Source organism: Streptomyces lonarensis, from assembly GCF_012033735.1.
Classification (GTDB): domain Bacteria; phylum Actinomycetota; class Actinomycetes; order Streptomycetales; family Streptomycetaceae; genus Streptomyces; species Streptomyces lonarensis.
The window spans coordinates 1-16,706 of record NZ_JAAVJD010000062.1 but is presented as its reverse complement, the minus strand read 5'-3'; the positions used below and the strand labels follow the sequence as shown (position 1 = coordinate 16,706).

The window sequence follows — 16,706 nt, the reverse complement described above, 5'->3', positions numbered from 1 at the left end:
CCGCCGGTGGGCGCACCCGTTCCACGGGTGCCCCCACCAGGTTTTCTTCCCCCGTTAAACAAAAAGATGACAGCGGCCCTCACCTGCGGTTTTCCCGCCGTCTCCGGCCCCGGGTGCCCGACAAACCGGACCGAACGGTGAGCTGATCGGCGCAGCATGCCCGGCAGCCGGATAGGCTCAGAGGGCTGAGACAGACTCACCCGAAGGAGAACCGCGTGCCGTCCATCGACGTCGTCGTAGCCCGGGAAATCCTCGATTCACGAGGCAACCCCACCGTCGAGGTCGAGGTCGGCCTCGACGACGGCTCCACCGGCCGTGCCGCCGTCCCGTCCGGAGCCTCCACCGGCGCCTTCGAGGCGCTCGAACTCCGTGACGGCGACCAGAACCGCTACGGCGGCAAGGGCGTGGAGAAGGCCGTCCTCGCCGTCATCGAGCAGATCGGCCCCGAGCTGGTCGGCTACGACGCCACCGAGCAGCGGCTGATCGACCAGGCCATGTTCGACCTGGACGCCACCGCCGACAAGTCCTCGCTCGGCGCCAACGCGATCCTCGGCGTCTCGCTCGCCGTCGCGCACGCCGCCTCGGAGTCCTCGGACCTGCCGCTCTTCCGCTACCTGGGCGGCCCCAACGCGCACCTGCTGCCGGTGCCGCTGATGAACATCCTCAACGGCGGCGCCCACGCCGACTCGAACGTGGACATCCAGGAGTTCATGATCGCGCCGATCGGCGCGGAGTCGTTCTCCGAGGCGCTGCGCTGGGGCGCGGAGGTCTACCACAAGCTGAAGTCGGTTCTGAAGGAGCGCGGCCTCTCCACCGGCCTCGGCGACGAGGGCGGCTTCGCCCCGAACCTCGACTCCAACCGCGCCGCCCTGGACCTCATCCTGGAGGCGATCAAGGCCGCCGGGTACACCCCGGGCCAGGACATCGCGCTCGCCCTGGACTGCGCCGCCTCCGAGTTCTACAAGGACGGCGTCTACACCTTCGAGGGCAAGGACCGCACCGCCGAGGAGATGACCGACTACTACGCCGGTCTCGTCGAGGACTACCCGCTGGTCTCCATCGAGGACCCGCTGTTCGAGGACGACTGGGCCGGCTGGAGCACCATCACCGCCCGCGTCGGCGACCGCGTCCAGCTCGTCGGCGACGACCTGTTCGTCACCAACTCCGAGCGCCTGCAGCGCGGCATCGACGAGAAGGCCGCCAACGCCCTCCTCGTCAAGGTCAACCAGATCGGCTCGCTCACCGAGACGCTGGACGCCGTCGAGCTGGCGCAGCGCAGCGGCCTGAAGTGCGTCATGTCCCACCGCTCCGGTGAGACCGAGGACGTCACCATCGCCGACCTGGCCGTCGCCACCAACTGCGGCCAGATCAAGACCGGCGCCCCGGCCCGCTCGGACCGCGTCGCCAAGTACAACCAGCTGCTGCGCATCGAGGAGATCCTGGACGACGCCGCCGTCTACGCCGGCCGTTCCGCGTTCCCCCGCTTCCAGGGCTGACACCCCCTCACGCCGTCGGCGTGCCCGCCGCTGCGGGCACCGCCGCCGCCACGACGCCGCACCGCCGCACCGCGTCCGGCGGACACGCCCGGCACGGCCGGGCCCAACGCACCCGCCGCCGGTGGCCGTCCCGTACGGTGGCCGGGGATTCACGGGTGACTGAGGAGGCGGTGTGTCCGCGGGCCGGAGCAGGTTCTCCACCACGACCAGGCTCAAGGTGCTCGGCGAGCAGGCCGCCGAGCGCGTGTACCGCGCGCAGAACCGGCGGCTGCGCCGCCCGCCCCGCCGCTCGCGCCTCACCGGCCGCGCCGCCGTGCTCGCGCTCGTCATCTGCTCGCTGATGGTCGCGCTCGCCTACCCGCTGCGGCAGTACATCTCCCAGCGCTCCGACATCGGCGACCAGCGGCGCCAGGCCGAGCAGGCGCAGCAGCGCGTCGAGGAGCTGCGCGACGAGAAGGCGCGCTGGCAGGACGAGGCCTACGTCGAGCAGCAGGCCCGCCGCCACCTGCACTACGTACGTCCCGGCGAGGTCGGCTTCACCCTGCCCGACGTGGGCAGCGCCGAGCCGGACGACCGGCGCCACCGTGACCGCAGCGGCGCCAACCGCCCCTGGTATGACAACCTCTGGGACGGCGTGGACCGGGCCGACGAGCCACGCTGAGGCCGCCTGCCGGGCGGTCGCGCCGTGCCCCTCCCGACCCTGGACTGAAGCAGATGGACACCCCACCCCCGCTCACCGAGCACACCGAGCCGACCGACGCCGACATCGAGGCGTTCCGGCAGCAGCTGGGCCGCCCGCCGCGCGGCCTGCGCGCCATCGCCCACCGCTGCCCCTGCGGCAACCCCGACGTGGTGGAGACCGCGCCCCGGCTGGAGGACGGCAGCCCGTTCCCCACCACCTACTACCTGACCTGCCCCCGCGCCGCCTCCGCCATCGGCACCCTGGAGTCCGACGGTGTGATGCGCGAGATGAACGAGCGGCTCGCGCAGGACGCGGAGCTCGCCGACGCCTACCGGGCGGCCCACGAGGACTACCTGCGGCGCCGGGACGCCATCGAGGTGCTGGAGGGGTTCCCCAGCGCCGGTGGGATGCCCGACCGCGTGAAGTGCCTGCACGTGCTCGTCGGCCACTCGCTGGTGGCCGGTCCGGGCGTCAACCCGCTCGGTGACGAGGCCATCAACATGCTGCCCGAGTGGTGGCGCAAGGGACCCTGCGTGCAGCCGTGCGCGGCCGCGGGCCAGGAGGAGGACCAGTGACCGGAGCCGAGACCACCGGAGCCGAGACCACCCGCGCGACCGCTCCCGCCGCGCCCGCCGACGGAGCGACCCGGGTCGCGGCCGTGGACTGCGGGACCAACTCGATCCGCCTGCTGGTCGCGGACGTCGCCGCCGACGGCTCGCGCCTGACCGACCTCGACCGCCGCATGGAGATCGTCCGGCTCGGTCAGGGCGTGGACCGCACCGGGCGGCTCGCCCCCGAGGCGCTGGAGCGGACCTTCGCCGCCTGCCGGCAGTACGCCGAGGCGATCTCCGCGCTGGGCGTCGACCCGGCCGCCGTCCGCTTCGTCGCCACCTCCGCCTCCCGCGACGCCGAGAACCGCGACGAGTTCACCGCGGGCGTGCGCGAGCTGCTCGGCGTCACCCCGGAGGTCATCACCGGCGACGAGGAGGCGCTGCTCTCCTTCACCGGCGCCACCCGCGGGCTGCCGGCGGACGGGCGCGGCGGCGACTCCCTCGTCGTCGACATCGGCGGGGGTTCCACCGAGTGCGTGCTGGGCGCCGACGCGGTCCGGGCCGCGCGCAGCGTCGACATCGGCTGCGTCCGCCTGACCGAGCGGCACCTCGCCGACGCCGCCGCGGGCGGCGTGCCCGCCGGGCCGCCGGCGCCGGAGCGGGTCGCCGCGATGCGCGCCGACATCGAGGCGGCGCTGGATCTCGCGGAGGAGCGGGTGGAGCTGCGCAGCGCGCAGCGGCTTGTCGGGCTGGCGGGTTCGGTCACCACGGTCGCCGCGCTGGCACTGGGGCTGGAGGCGTACGACTCCGCGGCCATCCACCGCTCGCGGGTCTCGCTGGAGCAGGTGCGCGAGATCTCGGAGATGCTGCTGACCACCACCCACGCCGAGCGCGCCGCCCACGCGGTGATCCACCCGGGCCGCGTCGACGTGCTGCCCGCCGGCGCCCTGGTGCTGCTCGCCGTGATGGAGCGCGCGGGGGTGCCGGAGGTGCTGGTCAGCGAGCACGACATCCTCGACGGCATCGCCTACTCGGCCGCCGGCGCGGTGCGCGCCACCGGCTGACCCCCCCCGGCCACGGCCCCCACGGTCGCAGCCGATCCGTCGCAGCGCGTCCGTCGCGGCACGGCGCGGCACAGCATGGTCGTGTGTCGGTGGTCACCGCGCCGCGCGGTCCGCGTCGGGGCCGTTCCCGGTGACGGCGTGTCAGGCAATTGTCACGGGGGCGTTCGGGACGGCGCCGGGCCGGTCGGCCCCGTGCGCCCGGCGGTGCCGTCGCGGCATGCTGGGGACCGGTCGGGGGACGGTCGGCGCGCCGCCCGCGAAAAGCTTCGTGAACTTCTTCACATGGATCGTCGGCCTTTCGGGCGGATCTTCGGCGTCGCGGGTCCACCAGGTGGGACGACCACGCGCCCCGGGGTGTTTCGGGGGCTCTTCGGCCGCATGTCCGGTGTATGAAACCTGTTGCCCGGACGTCGCCCGTGGCGGAGAACCTGCACGTCAGGGCGGTGTGCGTACCCCGGGAGGCGGAGTCGCGGCAGGGGAGTGGCCGGGAGTGTAACAGAGGTACCCCGGTAGCTTGTGAACCCCCTCACGAGCACCCCCCAGGGGGTGGGTGGATACTCGAAGCATGAGCACCACGGAGCGTCCGCGAATCCTCGTCGTGGGGGGCGGGTATGTCGGCCTGTATGCCGCGCGTCGCATCCTTCAGAAGATGCGTTACCGCGAGGCGACTGTCACGGTCGTCGACCCGCGCTCGTACATGACGTACCAGCCCTTCCTGCCGGAAGCAGCCGCCGGCAGTATCTCGCCGCGTCACGTTGTCGTGCCGCTGCGACGGGTCCTCCCCGGCGCCGAGGTGCTTACCGGGCGGGTCAGCACCATCGATCAGGACCGCCGGGTCGCCACTGTGGCCCCGCTGGTCGGACCCGCCTACGAAGTCCCCTTCGACTACCTCGTCGTCGCCATGGGCGCCGTCTCCCGCACCTTCCCGATCCCCGGCCTCGCCGAAGAGGGCATCGGCATGAAGGGCGTGGAGGAGGCCATCGGCCTCCGCAACCACGTGCTGGAGCAGTTCGACCGTGCCGACTCCACCACCGACGAGGAGATCCGCCGCAAGGCGCTCACCTTCGTCTTCGTCGGCGGCGGCTTCGCCGGCGCCGAGACCATCGGTGAGATCGAGGACCTCGCCCGCGACGCGGCGAAGTACTACCCCTCCATCAAGCGCGAGGACATGCGCTTCCTGCTGGTGGACGTCGCCGACAAGATCCTCCCCGAGGTCGGGCCCAAGCTCGGCGAGTGGGGGCGCGAGCACCTGGAGAAGCGCGGGGTGGAGATCCACCTCGGCACCTCCATGAAGTCCTGCGTCGACGGCCGCGTCGTCCTCAGCAACGGTGTGGAGGCGGACTCCGCCACCATCGTGTGGACCGCCGGCGTCAAGCCCAACCCGGTCCTCGCCGAGTTCGGCCTGCCGCTCGGCCCGCGCGGCCACGTCGACGTGGAGCCCAGCCTCCGCGTCCGCGGCTTCGGCCACGTCTGGGCCGCCGGCGACAACGCCCAGGTGCCCAACCTCGTCGAGGGCGAGGGCGACTGGTGCCCGCCGAACGCGCAGCACGCGCTCCGGCAGGCGAAGGTCCTCGGTGACAACGTCATCTCCGAGCTGCGCGGTTTCCCGCAGCAGGACTACAAGCACGCCAACAAGGGTGCCGTCGCCGGTCTCGGCCTCCGCAAGGGCGTCGCGATGATCAAGTTCGGCAAGTTCACCATCCGGCTGCGCGGTCGGCTGGCCTGGTACATGCACCGCACGTACCACGGCATGGCCGTCCCGACCTTCAACCGGAAGATCCGGGTCTTCGCCGACTGGACGCTCGGTCTCTTCCTCAAGCGCGAGGTCGTCTCCCTCGGCGCCATGGAGAACCCGCGCCACGAGTTCTCCACCGCCGCCCGCCCGGCCCCGGCCGTCGAGCGCCCCGCGCCCGTTGAGCCCGCCGCCGAGAGCGGCAAGAAGGAGAAGGCCGAGGCCGCCAGCGCCGGCTGACGCCCGCTCCGCAGTCCGTACACCGCCGCCGCTCCCCGCCCGGGGAGCGGCGGCGGTGTCGTGTGCGGCTTCCCCCGCCGGTCCCGGAGCCCGGGGGAACGCAGCCCCGAGCTTCTCCTCTCAGCTCCCGCCCGCCTGTCGGCGCCCCCTCCCGTGCCCCGTCACCCGCCCGCCGTGCCGCCGCCCCCGCCTCCGCCCGCCGCAGGGAGTGCGCCCGTGCGGGTGGCGGCCGCCCCGCGTGCGGAGCAGGTGAACGCGCGCCCGGGACCGCCCGGTGCTTCGCTGGGAGCATGATCGGCACACCCCCCGCAGCGGACCGGTTGGCACGCCTCGCCGAGGAGATCGTGGGCGAGCCCCCGACCGTCCGGCTCCGCGCCTGGGACGGCAGCGAGGCCGGCCCTGCGGACGCCCCGGTGGTCGAGGTCCGCCACCGCCGCGCGCTCCGCCGCCTGCTGTGGCGGCCGGACCGGATGGGCCTCGCCCGCGCCTGGGTCGCCGGTGAGATCACCGTTCCCGGCGACCTCTACGACGTCCTCGCCCGGCTGACGTTCCCCGCGGAGGGCCCCCACGACCGCGGTGCGGCCGTGCGCGACCTCCTCGCCCTCGGCCTGCCCGGCCCCCCGCCGCCCGTCCCGGCCGAGGAGGCCCGACGCCGCACCGGGGCCCGGCACGGCCGGGAACGCGACCGGCGGGCCGTCAGCCACCACTACGACGTCGGCAACGACTTCTACGACCTGGTCCTCGGTCCCTCGCTGGTCTACTCCTGCGCCTACTGGGACACCGCCCACCCCACCGCGGGCGGCTCCGACGCACCGGCCGGTCCGGGCGCCCGGACCGCTGTGACGCTGGAGGCGGCCCAGGAGGCCAAGCTGGAGCTGATCTGCCGGAAACTGGGCCTGCGCCCCGGCGACCGGCTGCTGGACGTCGGCTGCGGCTGGGGGTCGCTGGTCCTCCACGCCGCCCGGCACCACGGCGTCCACGCCGTCGGCGTCACCCTCTCCGCCGAGCAGGCGGCCCGCGCCACCGAGCGCGCCGCCGCCCAGGGGCTCGCCGACCGCGTCGAGATCCGGTTCCAGGACTACCGGGACGTCGGTGACGGCCCGTACGACGCGATCGCCTCCGTCGGCATGGCCGAGCACGTCGGCGCCGCCGAGTTCGGGCGCTACGCCGCCGTCGTCCACGCGCTGCTCCGCCCCGGCGGGCGGCTGCTCAACCACCAGATCGCCCGCCGGCCGGCCCCCGACGAGACCCGCTACCGGCTGGACCCCTTCATCGACTCCTACGTCTTCCCCGACGGGGAGCTGGCGCCGCTCGGCCACACCGTCTCCGGGCTGGAGACGGCCGGCCTGGAGGTCCGGGACGTCGAGTCCCTGCGGGAGCACTACGCCCTGACGCTGCGCCAGTGGGTGCGCAACCTGGAGGCGGCGTGGCCGCAGGCGGTCCGGCTCGCCGGTCCGGGCCGCGCCCGGATCTGGCGGCTCTACATGGCCGCCTCCGCGCTCGCGTTCGAACAGGGCAACCTCGGCATCAACCAGATCCTCGCCGTGCGCACCGGCGACCGCGGCTCCTCCGGGCTGCCGCTCCGCGCCCGCGACTGGACCGCCGGACCCCGCCCCTGACGCCGCCCCCGTCGCCCCCCTGCGGCGGGCACGCCCCGCGCCCCGCCCTCCAGGGGAGGGCGGGGCGCGGGCCTGCCCGGCGGCCGCCGGATTCGGGCCGGCGGCACGGGCCGTCAGGTGGCGTGGATCGCCGACAGCATGTCGGTGCGCGCCGCCCGCCGCGCCGGCCACAGCGCCGCGACCACACCGACCACCGCGGCCAGCAGCAGGAACAGGCCCAGCCGCTCGTACGGCAGCACCAGCTGGTAGGTCGACATCTGCTCGGCCAGCTTCAGCCCGCCGGCCCAGCCGATGAAGATGCCCAGCCCGATGCCCAGCACCCCGCCGAAGAGCGAGATGACGACCGACTCCAGCCGCACCATGCGCGCCACACCGCTGCGGTCCAGGCCGACCGCCCGCAGCATCCCGATCTCGCTGCGGCGCTCCATCACCGACATCGCCAGCGTGTTGACGACACCGAGCACCGCGATGACCACGGCCATGCCGAGCAGCGCGTAGACCAGGGTCAGCGCCGTGTCGGCCTCCGCCGAGACCTCGGCGATCATGGCCTCGCGGTCCAGCACCGACAGCGCCGGGGAGTCGCCGACCGCCGCGCGCAGCGCCTCGGTGGTCGCCGGGCTGACGCCGCCCTCGGTCATCGCCCAGACGAACCGATCCTCGGTGGAGATGCCGTTGCGCTCCAGCACCGAGACGTCGGTGACCATGCCGTACAGCGTGCGGTGGTCCTCGTAGACGCCGACGACGGTGAACTCCTCGACCTGCTCCGCCTCGCCCAGCCGCAGCGCCACGGTGTCCCCGGTGCCGAGCCCGCGCTCCGCGGCGGTGTCCGCGTCCAGCAGGATCTCGCCCTCGCCGAGCCGCGCGCTCTCGCCCTCGGCCAGCTCCAGCGCCATCAGCTCCGGCAGGTCCGCCCCGTTGACGCCGTGCAGGATCGCACCGCCGTCCCCGGCGCTGCCGGCGTCGAACTCGACGTACTCGGTGGCCAGGCCGGTCGAGGCGGTGACCTCGGGTGCCGCGGCGACCGCCTCGCGGACGTCCGACGACATCGACATGGTGGAGAACATGCGGACCTCGTAGTCCGCGGAGACGGTCTGCTCCAGCTCCTCCGCCATCGCCCGCTGCATCCCGGCGGCGCCGACGGTGAGGGCGGTGATGAGGGTCAGGCCGATCATCAGCGCGGAAGCGGTCGCCGCGGTGCGCCGCGAGTCGCGGAGCGCGTTGCGGCGCGCCAGGTCGCCGAGGAAGCCGAACGGGCGGAGCAGCGGACGGACCGCGGCGATGACCGGGCGGGAGAGCACGGGCGTCAACAGGATCACGCCCGTCAGCAGCACCATCGCGCCGAACGTCATGATCAGGAAGTTGGAGCTCATGTCGTCGGTGGCCCGCACCAGCGCCAGCGCCCCGCCGAGCACCGTCAGCACGGCGCCGACCGTGGTGCGGACGACCAGCCCGCGGCGGGTGGCCGGCGCGTAGGCGGCGCCGACCGCGGCGGCCGGCGGGATCTTCGCCGCCCGCCGGGCCGGCAGCCAGGCCGAGAGCATGGTGACGACGACGCCGACACCCAGCGAGACCAGCACCGAGTCCAGGCCGACGACGAGCTCGCCGGCGGGCAGGCCGCTGGCCTCACCCGCGATGGTGGCGCGCAGCAGCAGGGCGACACCGATGCCGACGACCAGGCCGGTGGCACCGGCGAGGAGGCCGACGACGAACGACTCGATCAGCACCGAGCGGGTCACCTGGCGGCGGGAGGCGCCGACCGCCCGCAGCAGCGCCAGTTCCCGGATGCGCTGGGTGACCAGCATGGTGAAGGTGTTGGCGATGATGAAGATGCCGACGAAGAGCGAGATGCCGGCGAAGATCAGCAGACCGGTGCGCAGCCCCTCGGTGTAGCTCGCGATGGACCGCTCCTGCTCGGCGACGAGTTCGGTGCCGGTGGCCAGGTCCAGGCTGTCCGTCACCAGCGGTTCGACGGCGCTGCGCAGCTCGTCCTGGGAGACCCCCGGTGCGGCGGTCACGTTCAACTGGCCGTACTGGCCGGGCTCCAGGAAGATCTCCTGGGCCACGTCCGGTGCGAACAGCAGCAGGGTGCCGCCGGCGGCGACGTCGCCGTCCTCGGTCTCGAAGACGCCGGTGACGGTCGCGGTGCGGCCGGGCCCGTCGGTCGACCAGGTGACGGTGTCGCCGGTGGTGAAGCCCGTCCGCTCGGCGGTGCGGGAGTCGATGACGAGTTCGTCCTCGCCCTCGGGGAGGCGGCCCTCGACCAGGGTGCGGCGCTCGTCGCCCTCGACGATGCTGCCGGCGGTCGAGCTCCACAGCTCGCCCACCCGCTCGCCGTCGGGGCCGGCCAGGGCCGCGTTGCCGCGGACGTCGCCGAAGACGGCGCCGGTCTCGGGGAGCGCCGCGATCTCGTCGAGGAGGCGCTGGTCGGGGTGGAGCGGGCCGTCGTCCCAGCCCTCCGTCACGGCCAGGTCGATGCCGCGCAGGTCGGAGGAGACGGCGTCGGAGTAGGCGCGGGAGACGGTGGAGGAGAAGACGAGGCTGCCGGCCACGAAGGCCACGCCGAGGGTGACGGCCAGCGCCGTCATCAGCAGTTTGGCCTTGTGGGCGAGCACGTTGCGGAGCGCGGTGCGGAACATGGCGGGGATCCCAGGTCGTGTGGAGGGGCGGGGGCCGGGAGCGGTCACGGGCCCGCGGGACGGTGGCGCGGCGGGGGCTGCGCTGCGGTCGGTCGCGGTCACGCCGGAGGCGGTCGCGAGAGCAGCGCGGTCCGTCAGCTGGTGCGGCCGACCGCTTCGAACCGGCGCATGTGGTCCAGCACCCGCTCAGCGGTGGGGTCGGCCATCTCGTCGACGATGCGGCCGTCGGCGAGGAAGACGACGCGGTCCGCGTAGGCGGCGGCCATCGGGTCGTGCGTCACCATCACCACCGTCTGGCCCAGCTCGCGCACCGAGTTGCGGAGGAACTGCAGGACCTCGGCGCCGGCGCGGGAGTCCAGGTTTCCGGTCGGCTCGTCGCCGAAGATGATCGCGGGCCTGGAGGCGAGCGCGCGGGCGACGGCGACGCGCTGCTGCTGGCCGCCGGAGAGCTGGTTGGGCCGGTGCTTGAGCCGTCCGGAGAGCCCCACGGTCTCGATGACCTGGTTGAGCCAGCCGGTGTCCGGCTTGGTGCCGGCGATGTCCATCGGGAGGGTGATGTTCTCCGCGGCGGTCAGGGTCGGCAGCAGGTTGAACGCCTGGAAGACGAAGCCGACGCGGTCGCGGCGGAGCTTGGTGAGCTGCTTGTCGGAGAGCGAGGTGATCTCGGTGTCCCCGATCCACGCGTGGCCGTCGGTCGCCGAGTCCAGGCCGGCGAGGCAGTGCATCAGCGTCGACTTGCCGGAGCCGGAGGGGCCCATGATCGCGGTGAACTGGCCCGCCTCGAAGCGCACGGACACCTGGTCCAGGGCCACGACTCGGGTCTCCCCGCTGCCGTAGCTCTTGGTCAGCCGCTCGGCGGTGGCGGCGGCCACGGCGTGCGGCGCGGGTCGCGGGGCGGTGTGGGTCTGGGTCACGGGAACCTCCGGGGCGGTACGGGGACGGTGTCGACGGCGCGGTCGTCGCGGCGGTCGTGGACGGCCGCTTCCGGCGCGGACGTCTCCGGGGCGGTGCGGGGACGTCCCTGCCGCGGCGTCTGCTCCATCCTCGGCCGCCGTGACCCCCCGGGGCGTCGGTCCGGATGCTGGTTCCGGCGCCGGTCCGCAGAGGTACGCGGGACCGCCGTGTCATACCGCGGTATGACGCCGTTCGGGGGCGGCCGTCGGGGTGGGACCCCGAGACGCGGCGCCGGTGGTCGCCGCCGTCCGGCGCTTCGGCGGCCGGCGGCGGGGCGCGGTGACGGCAGGCGCGGGGTGGTGACGGGGAGGGGCTGCGGGGGCGTGCGGGACGAGTGGTGCGCCTGGTGAGAGCTTCAAAGCGCGTGAACGCGTGCCGGGGCGGGGAACCGCGACTGACAGGCCATCAAATTCGTCACATCGCGCCAGATTGCTCAGGACCCAGGGACGGTTGAGGGGTGTGGCGGATAAGCTCGGCCGTGCACCCGAGGCGCCATCGGCGCCTGTACGGCTTGGGGGGTCACGCCCGGGTGGTGGAAGGCAGACACGGTGAGCTTAAAACTCGCTGACCTCTTGGTCGTCCCGGTTCGAGTCCGGGTCCGGGCACCCCCCACGCCGACCGGTCACCTTCGGTGGGACAGCGGTCGGCGTGGGCGGGATGTTCGATGCATGCGGTGGTGCACCTGGGTGCGCCCGGGTGCATCCGGGGGTGCTGCGACGGTTGCCGGAGGCCCGGCCCCGGCGGCGGTCCGGGCCCGTGCGCCGCACGCGGGGCACGGGAGGCCGGACCGGGAGCGGGTGGCGGACGGCGAGGCGGCGGAACGCGCGCGGGGGAGCGCGGCAGGCCCGGTGCGCCGGCGCGCGCCCCGCAGTGTCCGCCGGGCCCGGCGCGCGCGGCGCCTGTGAAGACCCGGCCTTTCCGGCGTCTCGGTTGTTTGCTGCCGGTTCCGGTCGTCCATCCGGTCGCGTCGCACCTCTGCCAGGTCACGGTCCGGTGATGACATGGCTGCGAGGAACGTAGACGCACTGTTTCGGCGTTATACAGGGTGGACTAACGTCGTGTCTTTGCTAAAGCATTACTCTGGATCGCAGCAAGGTCGTGCCGTCAGCGGCCATGGAGGAGTGAGATGAGGAGCAGTAACCCGGTCTTGACGCGTCGGGGGTTCAGCCAGGGCGGGCAGGCCGGTTTCAACGGCGCCCAGGCCGGGCCGTACGCGGGTTCCCCGCAGAACCCCTACGCGCAGCCGTCGAATCCCTACGCGCAGCAGATGGGGCCCGACGGCTCCATGATGCAGGGCGCCCGTGCCGGCGTCATGACCATCGACAGCGTGGTGAACCGCACCGCCATCACGCTCGGCACGGTGATCGCCGCCGCCGCCGTCGCATGGATCATGGACCTGCCGCTCGCCATCGGCATCGTCTGTGCCCTGGTCGGTATGGGCCTGGCGCTCTGGCAGTCGTTCAAGAGTGAGCCCTCGCCCCCGCTGATCCTCGCCTACGCCGTGAGCCAGGGCATCTTCCTGGGCATCATCAGCAACGCGATCAACCAGTGGGTGCCTGGCGCGGCGATGCAGGCGGTGCTCGGCACCATGGCCGTCTTCGCCGGTGTGCTGTTCATGTACAAGCAGCGCATCATCAAGGTCAACGCGCGCTTCACCAAGTTCGTGGTCGCTGCCTCCATCGGCTTCATGCTGCTGATGGTCGTCAACATGGTCGTGGCGATGATCGGCGGCGGTAACGGCCTCGGCCTGCGCTCCGGCGGCCTCGGCATCCTGTTCGGCGTCATCGGCATCATCCTCGGCGCCTGCTTCCTGGCTCTCGACTTCAAGATGGTCGAGGACGGCATCGCCTACGGTGCGCCGGAGAAGGAGTCCTGGCTGGCCGCCTTCGGTCTGACCATGACCCTGGTCTGGATCTACCTGGAGTTCCTGCGTCTCATCGCCATCCTGCAAGGCGACTGATCCACGTGGGTCCCGCTTCCCCCGGCGACGGCGGGGAGCGGCCGGGCTCACGGAGGGGCCCGTCGGGTGTGACATCACACCCGGCGGGCCCCTCCGCCGTTGTGCGCCGGGCAGCCGGGCAGCCGGGCAGCCGGGCAGCCGGGCAGCCGGGCAGCCGGGTTGCCGGGTTGCCGACCCTCCGGGCAGGAGGGCAGGCGACGGCGATCCGGACCGCCGCGTCCACCACCTCTATGCTCGGGGGATGCTCGACACCTCCGCCCTGGAGCGCGCCGTGGACGCCCACGCCGACCGGCTCCGCCGCCTGCCGGAGCGCCGGCTGCGCGGCGCCACCGCGGACGCCGCGCTGGCCCTGGCGCGCGAACTGGCGCAGTGGGCGCAGCGGCTGGAGGAACCGGGCGCCACCCCGCGCGAGGTGCCCGACGCCGGGTACTTCGCCGTCGGCGACCAGGTCGCCGTCACCGGCCACGACCTCGCCCACGCACTGCGCCACCACGGCACCCAGGCGGAACTCGACGACGCCCTCGCGCTCCTCGCCGCCGCCCCGCGGCCCTGACCCAACCCGGACGCCCCGGGCCGCACCGCTCGGGCGCCACGGTCACTACCCGAGCCGCCTGACGCCTGGCGCACGCCTGACGTGGGCCGCACGGTGCACGGTCTCTACGTTGCGCGGCCCGATCATTTTCAACACATCCGACCGGTGGGCACTCTGGCGTCGCCCTGCTACCCGCTGTCACCATGGTTGCGGCGAGGGTGGTCGCCGTGTCTGTCGTGCAGCGTCCGGGGGCCGGGCAGCTGTGCCGACGCACGCCGCACGCCCTCGGGGGAGGGGGCGAGCACCCCGGGCGGCGGTCCGGGGCAGCGCCCGTCGACAGCGCGAGAGCAGGGGCGGGGCATGGGAGAACACGGCAAGCCGGAGGCCGAGCTGGGGAAGGGCGCGCCGCCGCCCGGCAACCCGGACGGGCAGCTCCCGCCGCCCGAGCCCGGCACGGGCACACGCCGCAAACCCCAGGAGAACGAGGACGACTGACGGGCGCCCCTGATGCGCGCTCAGGACGCCCAGCACGCCCAGCACGCTCAGCGCCGCCTCCACGCCACCATGGCCGGGCAGGGCCTGTGGCCCGACCGCGCGCCCTGGGTCCGGGAGGCGATGGAACGCACTCCGCGTCATGCCTTTGCCCCCGACCGCCTCTGGCGCTGGGACGGCGCCGCCTACCGGCCGGTCGAGCGCGCCACCGAGCCGCAACGCTGGCTCGCGGAGCTGTACGCCGGACCGCACGACCCGGCGGTGACCCAGATCGACGGCGGGGTGCCGTCCTCGTCGCTCTCCGCCCCGGCTGTGGTCGCCGACATGCTCGACACGGCGCTGCTCGCCCCCGGCCGGCGCGTCCTGGAACTCGGCACGGGATGCGGCTGGAACGCCGCCCTGCTGGCGGGGCGGGTCGGCGGCGAGCACGTCGTCACCGTCGAGGCCGACCGCGCGCTCGCCGACGCCGCGCGGCGCACCCTCGACGGCGCCGCGCCGGGCGTGACGGTGCTCCACGGCGACGGTGGGGCGGGGCACCCGGCCGGCGGCCCGTACGACCGGGTGGTCGCCACCTACGCCCCGCCCCGCGTGCCCTGGGCTTGGGTGGCGCAGACCAGGCCCGGCGGCTGGATCGTCACGCCCTGGGGGCGGTTGGGGCACGTCGCGCTCCGCGTGGCCCGTGACGGCGGCTCGGCCTCCGGCTGGTTCCAGGGCCTCGCCCAGTTCATGCCGCCGCGCGGCACCGCGCCCACCCCGCCCTGGCCCGCCGGGGCGGCGGACGTGCCGCTCGTGCCGGGCGTCCCGCTGGGCCGCGACCCCGGGCCGCTGCTCGCGGACGCCAACCTGCTCTTCGCCCTGCGGGTCGCCCTCCCGGACGTCCACATCACCGCCGGGCCCGACACCGGGGCGGGCGTCTGGCCGGGAGGTTCGGCGGGAGCCGGGGCGGGGGCCGCAGTCCGACCCAGGCCGCACGCCCCCGCTGACGCCGAGTCCGAACCCGAGCACGCCTCCCACACCGCGCCCGAGGACGCCCCCACCCCGCCGGCGGGGTGCGCCGCTCCCGCCACCGTGCGGCTGCTCGCCCCCGGCGGCTCCTGCGCCCTCCTCGACGGCCGCACGGGCACGGTCCGGCGCACCGGGCCCCGTGACCTCGCATCGGAGGTCGCCATGGCGTGGTCACGCTGGGAGGAGCGTGGCAGTCTCTCGGTCTACGACCACGGCCTCACCGTCACCCCGCACGGCGAACACCTCTGGACCGACCCCGGCGACGAGCCCTGCGGGGTGTGAACCGGCCCGATACCGACGACCCGAAGCCGCTCGCGGAGGGCCCGGGGCGCCCGGTGAGCGCCGGGCCGCCCACGACCGGCGGGCCCGGCCGCACAGCTGCGCGCGACGGCCCGGCGGAGGAGGGGCAGGCCGGGCGCGCGCATCACTCCGGTCGCACGTCGCGCGGCCCGTCCAGGAGGTACGTCAGGCCCTCGACGGTGTGGCACACCATCAGCTGATCCATCGGAAGCGTGTGGGCCGCCGCCCGGTCACGCAGTTCCTCCGCGCTCATGCCCACACCCCGCAGCAGCTGCTCCCGTCGCCGTGAGGCTGCCTCTCGCGTGGTGCTGACCACCGTGGCGGGCTCCGCGCGCTCTACGCCCTGTCGGGCCCGGAAACGGCCGTCTGCGTCCCCTTCACGGCCATGGGGCGGAGACCCGGACGAGCCACGTCGTCGACCCGCCTTCGTGCCGGACCGGGCCCCGGCGCCGTCACCGTGGGGGCCGTCCGGGGTGGGGGCGGTTGGTGAGAAGGGTGAGTTCGTCGTTGAGGGTGCGGACGTCCTCGACGTGGAGGGTGCCGAGGTGGACGCGGTGGCCGGAGCGGCGGCAGGTGTCGCAGGGAACGACCACCGTCATGTCGTCCAGCTCGACGCCCAGGCTCCGCAGCAGGCGGAAGAGTTCGCGCGCCGCGGCCTCCGCGGCCTCACGATCCGGATCGGTGAAGTCGATGTCGTTGAGCACGAGTCGGTCTCCCGGTGGGGTCAGGCGGCGCGCAGCAGGCGCCGTGCGGTCGTGTGGCGGTGGATCGGCCGGGCGGAGAGGGAGTAGTGGACCTCGACATGTCCGAGGCCGCAGAGACGGTCCGGGCCGCGGGCGTTGACGCTCACCGGCCGCCCTTCGCACAGCGCACGGCGCTGCACCTGCTGGTAGCCGAGGTCGGTCGCCCACTCCGCGAAGACCAGCCCCGGGTTCCAACTCCCTTCGGTGACGGGGGCGAGGACGGTCGTCGGGAACGGCCCACGCGGGTCGGCCGGCGGGTCCAGCGCGGTCGCCAGACGCTCGGCCTGCCCACGCATCCAGGCCAGCGCCCCCTCGGGGGAGGCCCCCCAGTGGCCACCGAGGTGCCACTCGCCGCCTGCGTCCGGGCTGCGCACCACAGTCTCCGCCCAGTAGCCGTCGGCATGCCGAATCACGCGGTACCCCCGGAGGCCCGGAGCGATCGCACGGTGTGCGGTGAGAAGCACTGCCGCGAGAAGCACTGCCCCGAGAAGCACTGCGCAGGGAATGCGCGCGGGGTGGTGAACGAGGTGCGCCGGGGGGATCGCGACGCGGCCAGGTTCATGATTCCGGGAGATTCATTGAGGTTTTCTCAGCGAGCTGATCTTCGCGAATCGGGTTGATCTGGTCCCTGCGGGCTCGGGTGGACAGTGGTGGCCCGGGTGTGGGCAGACGTGAAGCCCCTGGTAGGACGGTTCTCACC

At 73.9% G+C, this 16,706-nt stretch carries 15 protein-coding genes; 10 read left to right on the top strand and 5 right to left on the bottom strand.

The window, feature by feature from the left end:
- The first annotated feature begins 215 nt into the window (after window positions 1–215).
- From eno to HCN56_RS10675, 6 genes are all read left to right on the top strand, one after another.
- On the top strand, window positions 216–1,496 hold the full coding sequence (gene eno, locus HCN56_RS10700; RefSeq protein ID WP_167969701.1) for a phosphopyruvate hydratase: 1,281 nt from the start codon (window positions 216–218) through the stop codon (window positions 1,494–1,496).
- Window positions 1,497–1,668: 172 nt separating this feature from the next.
- On the top strand, window positions 1,669–2,157 hold the full coding sequence (locus tag HCN56_RS10695) for an FtsB family cell division protein (RefSeq protein ID WP_167969699.1): 489 nt from the start codon (window positions 1,669–1,671) through the stop codon (window positions 2,155–2,157).
- 53 nt (window positions 2,158–2,210) lie between these two features.
- On the top strand, window positions 2,211–2,753 hold the full coding sequence (locus HCN56_RS10690; RefSeq protein WP_167969697.1) for a DUF501 domain-containing protein: 543 nt from the start codon (window positions 2,211–2,213) through the stop codon (window positions 2,751–2,753).
- An 83-nt stretch (window positions 2,754–2,836) separates the two neighbouring features.
- Window positions 2,837–3,793 carry a Ppx/GppA phosphatase family protein gene (locus HCN56_RS10685; RefSeq protein ID WP_312871168.1) on the top strand — a complete coding sequence of 319 codons (957 nt, stop codon included), beginning with the start codon at window positions 2,837–2,839 and terminating at the stop codon, window positions 3,791–3,793.
- Between the two features lie 565 nt (window positions 3,794–4,358).
- Window positions 4,359–5,765, top strand: coding sequence for an NAD(P)/FAD-dependent oxidoreductase (locus tag HCN56_RS10680; RefSeq protein ID WP_167969693.1), 1,407 nt, complete (start codon window positions 4,359–4,361; stop codon window positions 5,763–5,765).
- Between the two features lie 290 nt (window positions 5,766–6,055).
- Window positions 6,056–7,384, top strand: coding sequence for an SAM-dependent methyltransferase (locus tag HCN56_RS10675; RefSeq protein ID WP_167969691.1), 1,329 nt, complete (start codon window positions 6,056–6,058; stop codon window positions 7,382–7,384).
- A 113-nt stretch (window positions 7,385–7,497) separates the two neighbouring features.
- On the opposite strand, the gene HCN56_RS10670 is transcribed toward HCN56_RS10675, so the two are convergent.
- Both HCN56_RS10670 and HCN56_RS10665 read right to left on the bottom strand, forming a co-directional pair.
- On the bottom strand, window positions 7,498–10,020 hold the full coding sequence (locus tag HCN56_RS10670; RefSeq protein ID WP_167969689.1) for an ABC transporter permease: 2,523 nt from the start codon (window positions 10,018–10,020) through the stop codon (window positions 7,498–7,500).
- 134 nt (window positions 10,021–10,154) lie between these two features.
- Complete coding sequence (locus HCN56_RS10665) at window positions 10,155–10,934, bottom strand: ABC transporter ATP-binding protein (protein ID WP_167969687.1); 780 nt, start codon at window positions 10,932–10,934, stop codon at window positions 10,155–10,157.
- A gap of 1,166 nt (window positions 10,935–12,100) precedes the next feature.
- Here HCN56_RS10665 and HCN56_RS10660 point away from each other — a divergent pair.
- From HCN56_RS10660 to HCN56_RS10650, 4 genes are all read left to right on the top strand, one after another.
- The gene (locus HCN56_RS10660) at window positions 12,101–12,934 is read left to right on the top strand and encodes a Bax inhibitor-1/YccA family protein (RefSeq protein ID WP_167969685.1); all 834 of its coding nucleotides are present in this window, start codon (window positions 12,101–12,103) and stop codon (window positions 12,932–12,934) included.
- A 241-nt stretch (window positions 12,935–13,175) separates the two neighbouring features.
- Window positions 13,176–13,487 carry a hypothetical protein gene (locus HCN56_RS10655; RefSeq protein WP_167969683.1) on the top strand — a complete coding sequence of 104 codons (312 nt, stop codon included), beginning with the start codon at window positions 13,176–13,178 and terminating at the stop codon, window positions 13,485–13,487.
- 339 nt (window positions 13,488–13,826) lie between these two features.
- Window positions 13,827–13,961, top strand: coding sequence for a hypothetical protein (locus HCN56_RS26985; RefSeq protein WP_280923266.1), 135 nt, complete (start codon window positions 13,827–13,829; stop codon window positions 13,959–13,961).
- A gap of 12 nt (window positions 13,962–13,973) precedes the next feature.
- Entirely contained in the window at window positions 13,974–15,245 is a 1,272-nt protein-coding gene (locus HCN56_RS10650; protein ID WP_167969681.1) for a methyltransferase domain-containing protein, read from the top strand.
- Between the two features lie 142 nt (window positions 15,246–15,387).
- Here HCN56_RS10650 and HCN56_RS26980 read toward each other — a convergent pair whose 3' ends face one another.
- The 3 genes from HCN56_RS26980 to HCN56_RS10635 all read right to left on the bottom strand — a co-directional run bounded on the left by HCN56_RS26980 (window position 15,388) and on the right by HCN56_RS10635 (window position 16,419).
- The gene (locus HCN56_RS26980) at window positions 15,388–15,516 is read right to left on the bottom strand and encodes a hypothetical protein (protein WP_280923265.1); all 129 of its coding nucleotides are present in this window, start codon (window positions 15,514–15,516) and stop codon (window positions 15,388–15,390) included.
- 199 nt (window positions 15,517–15,715) lie between these two features.
- Window positions 15,716–15,967, bottom strand: a complete 252-nt coding sequence (locus HCN56_RS10640) for a hypothetical protein (RefSeq protein WP_167969677.1) — start codon at window positions 15,965–15,967, stop codon at window positions 15,716–15,718.
- A gap of 20 nt (window positions 15,968–15,987) precedes the next feature.
- Window positions 15,988–16,419, bottom strand: a complete 432-nt coding sequence (locus HCN56_RS10635; protein WP_167969674.1) for a hypothetical protein — start codon at window positions 16,417–16,419, stop codon at window positions 15,988–15,990.
- Between the last annotated feature and the right edge of the window lie 287 nt (window positions 16,420–16,706).

Excerpts from the sequence above, each read along its gene's own strand:
- HCN56_RS10690 (WP_167969697.1), top strand. The coding sequence starts at position 2,211 with ATGGACACCCCACCCCCGCTCACCGAGCACACCGAGCCGACCGACGCC.
- HCN56_RS10680 (WP_167969693.1), top strand. The coding sequence starts at position 4,359 with ATGAGCACCACGGAGCGTCCGCGAATCCTCGTCGTGGGGGGCGGGTAT.
- HCN56_RS10675 (WP_167969691.1), top strand. The coding sequence starts at position 6,056 with ATGATCGGCACACCCCCCGCAGCGGACCGGTTGGCACGCCTCGCCGAG.
- HCN56_RS10670 (WP_167969689.1), bottom strand. The coding sequence starts at position 10,020 with ATGTTCCGCACCGCGCTCCGCAACGTGCTCGCCCACAAGGCCAAACTG.
- HCN56_RS10660 (WP_167969685.1), top strand. The coding sequence starts at position 12,101 with ATGAGGAGCAGTAACCCGGTCTTGACGCGTCGGGGGTTCAGCCAGGGC.
- HCN56_RS10655 (WP_167969683.1), top strand. The coding sequence starts at position 13,176 with ATGCTCGACACCTCCGCCCTGGAGCGCGCCGTGGACGCCCACGCCGAC.
- HCN56_RS26985 (WP_280923266.1), top strand. The coding sequence starts at position 13,827 with ATGGGAGAACACGGCAAGCCGGAGGCCGAGCTGGGGAAGGGCGCGCCG.
- HCN56_RS10650 (WP_167969681.1), top strand. The coding sequence starts at position 13,974 with ATGCGCGCTCAGGACGCCCAGCACGCCCAGCACGCTCAGCGCCGCCTC.
- HCN56_RS26980 (WP_280923265.1), bottom strand. The coding sequence starts at position 15,516 with ATGAGCGCGGAGGAACTGCGTGACCGGGCGGCGGCCCACACGCTTCCG.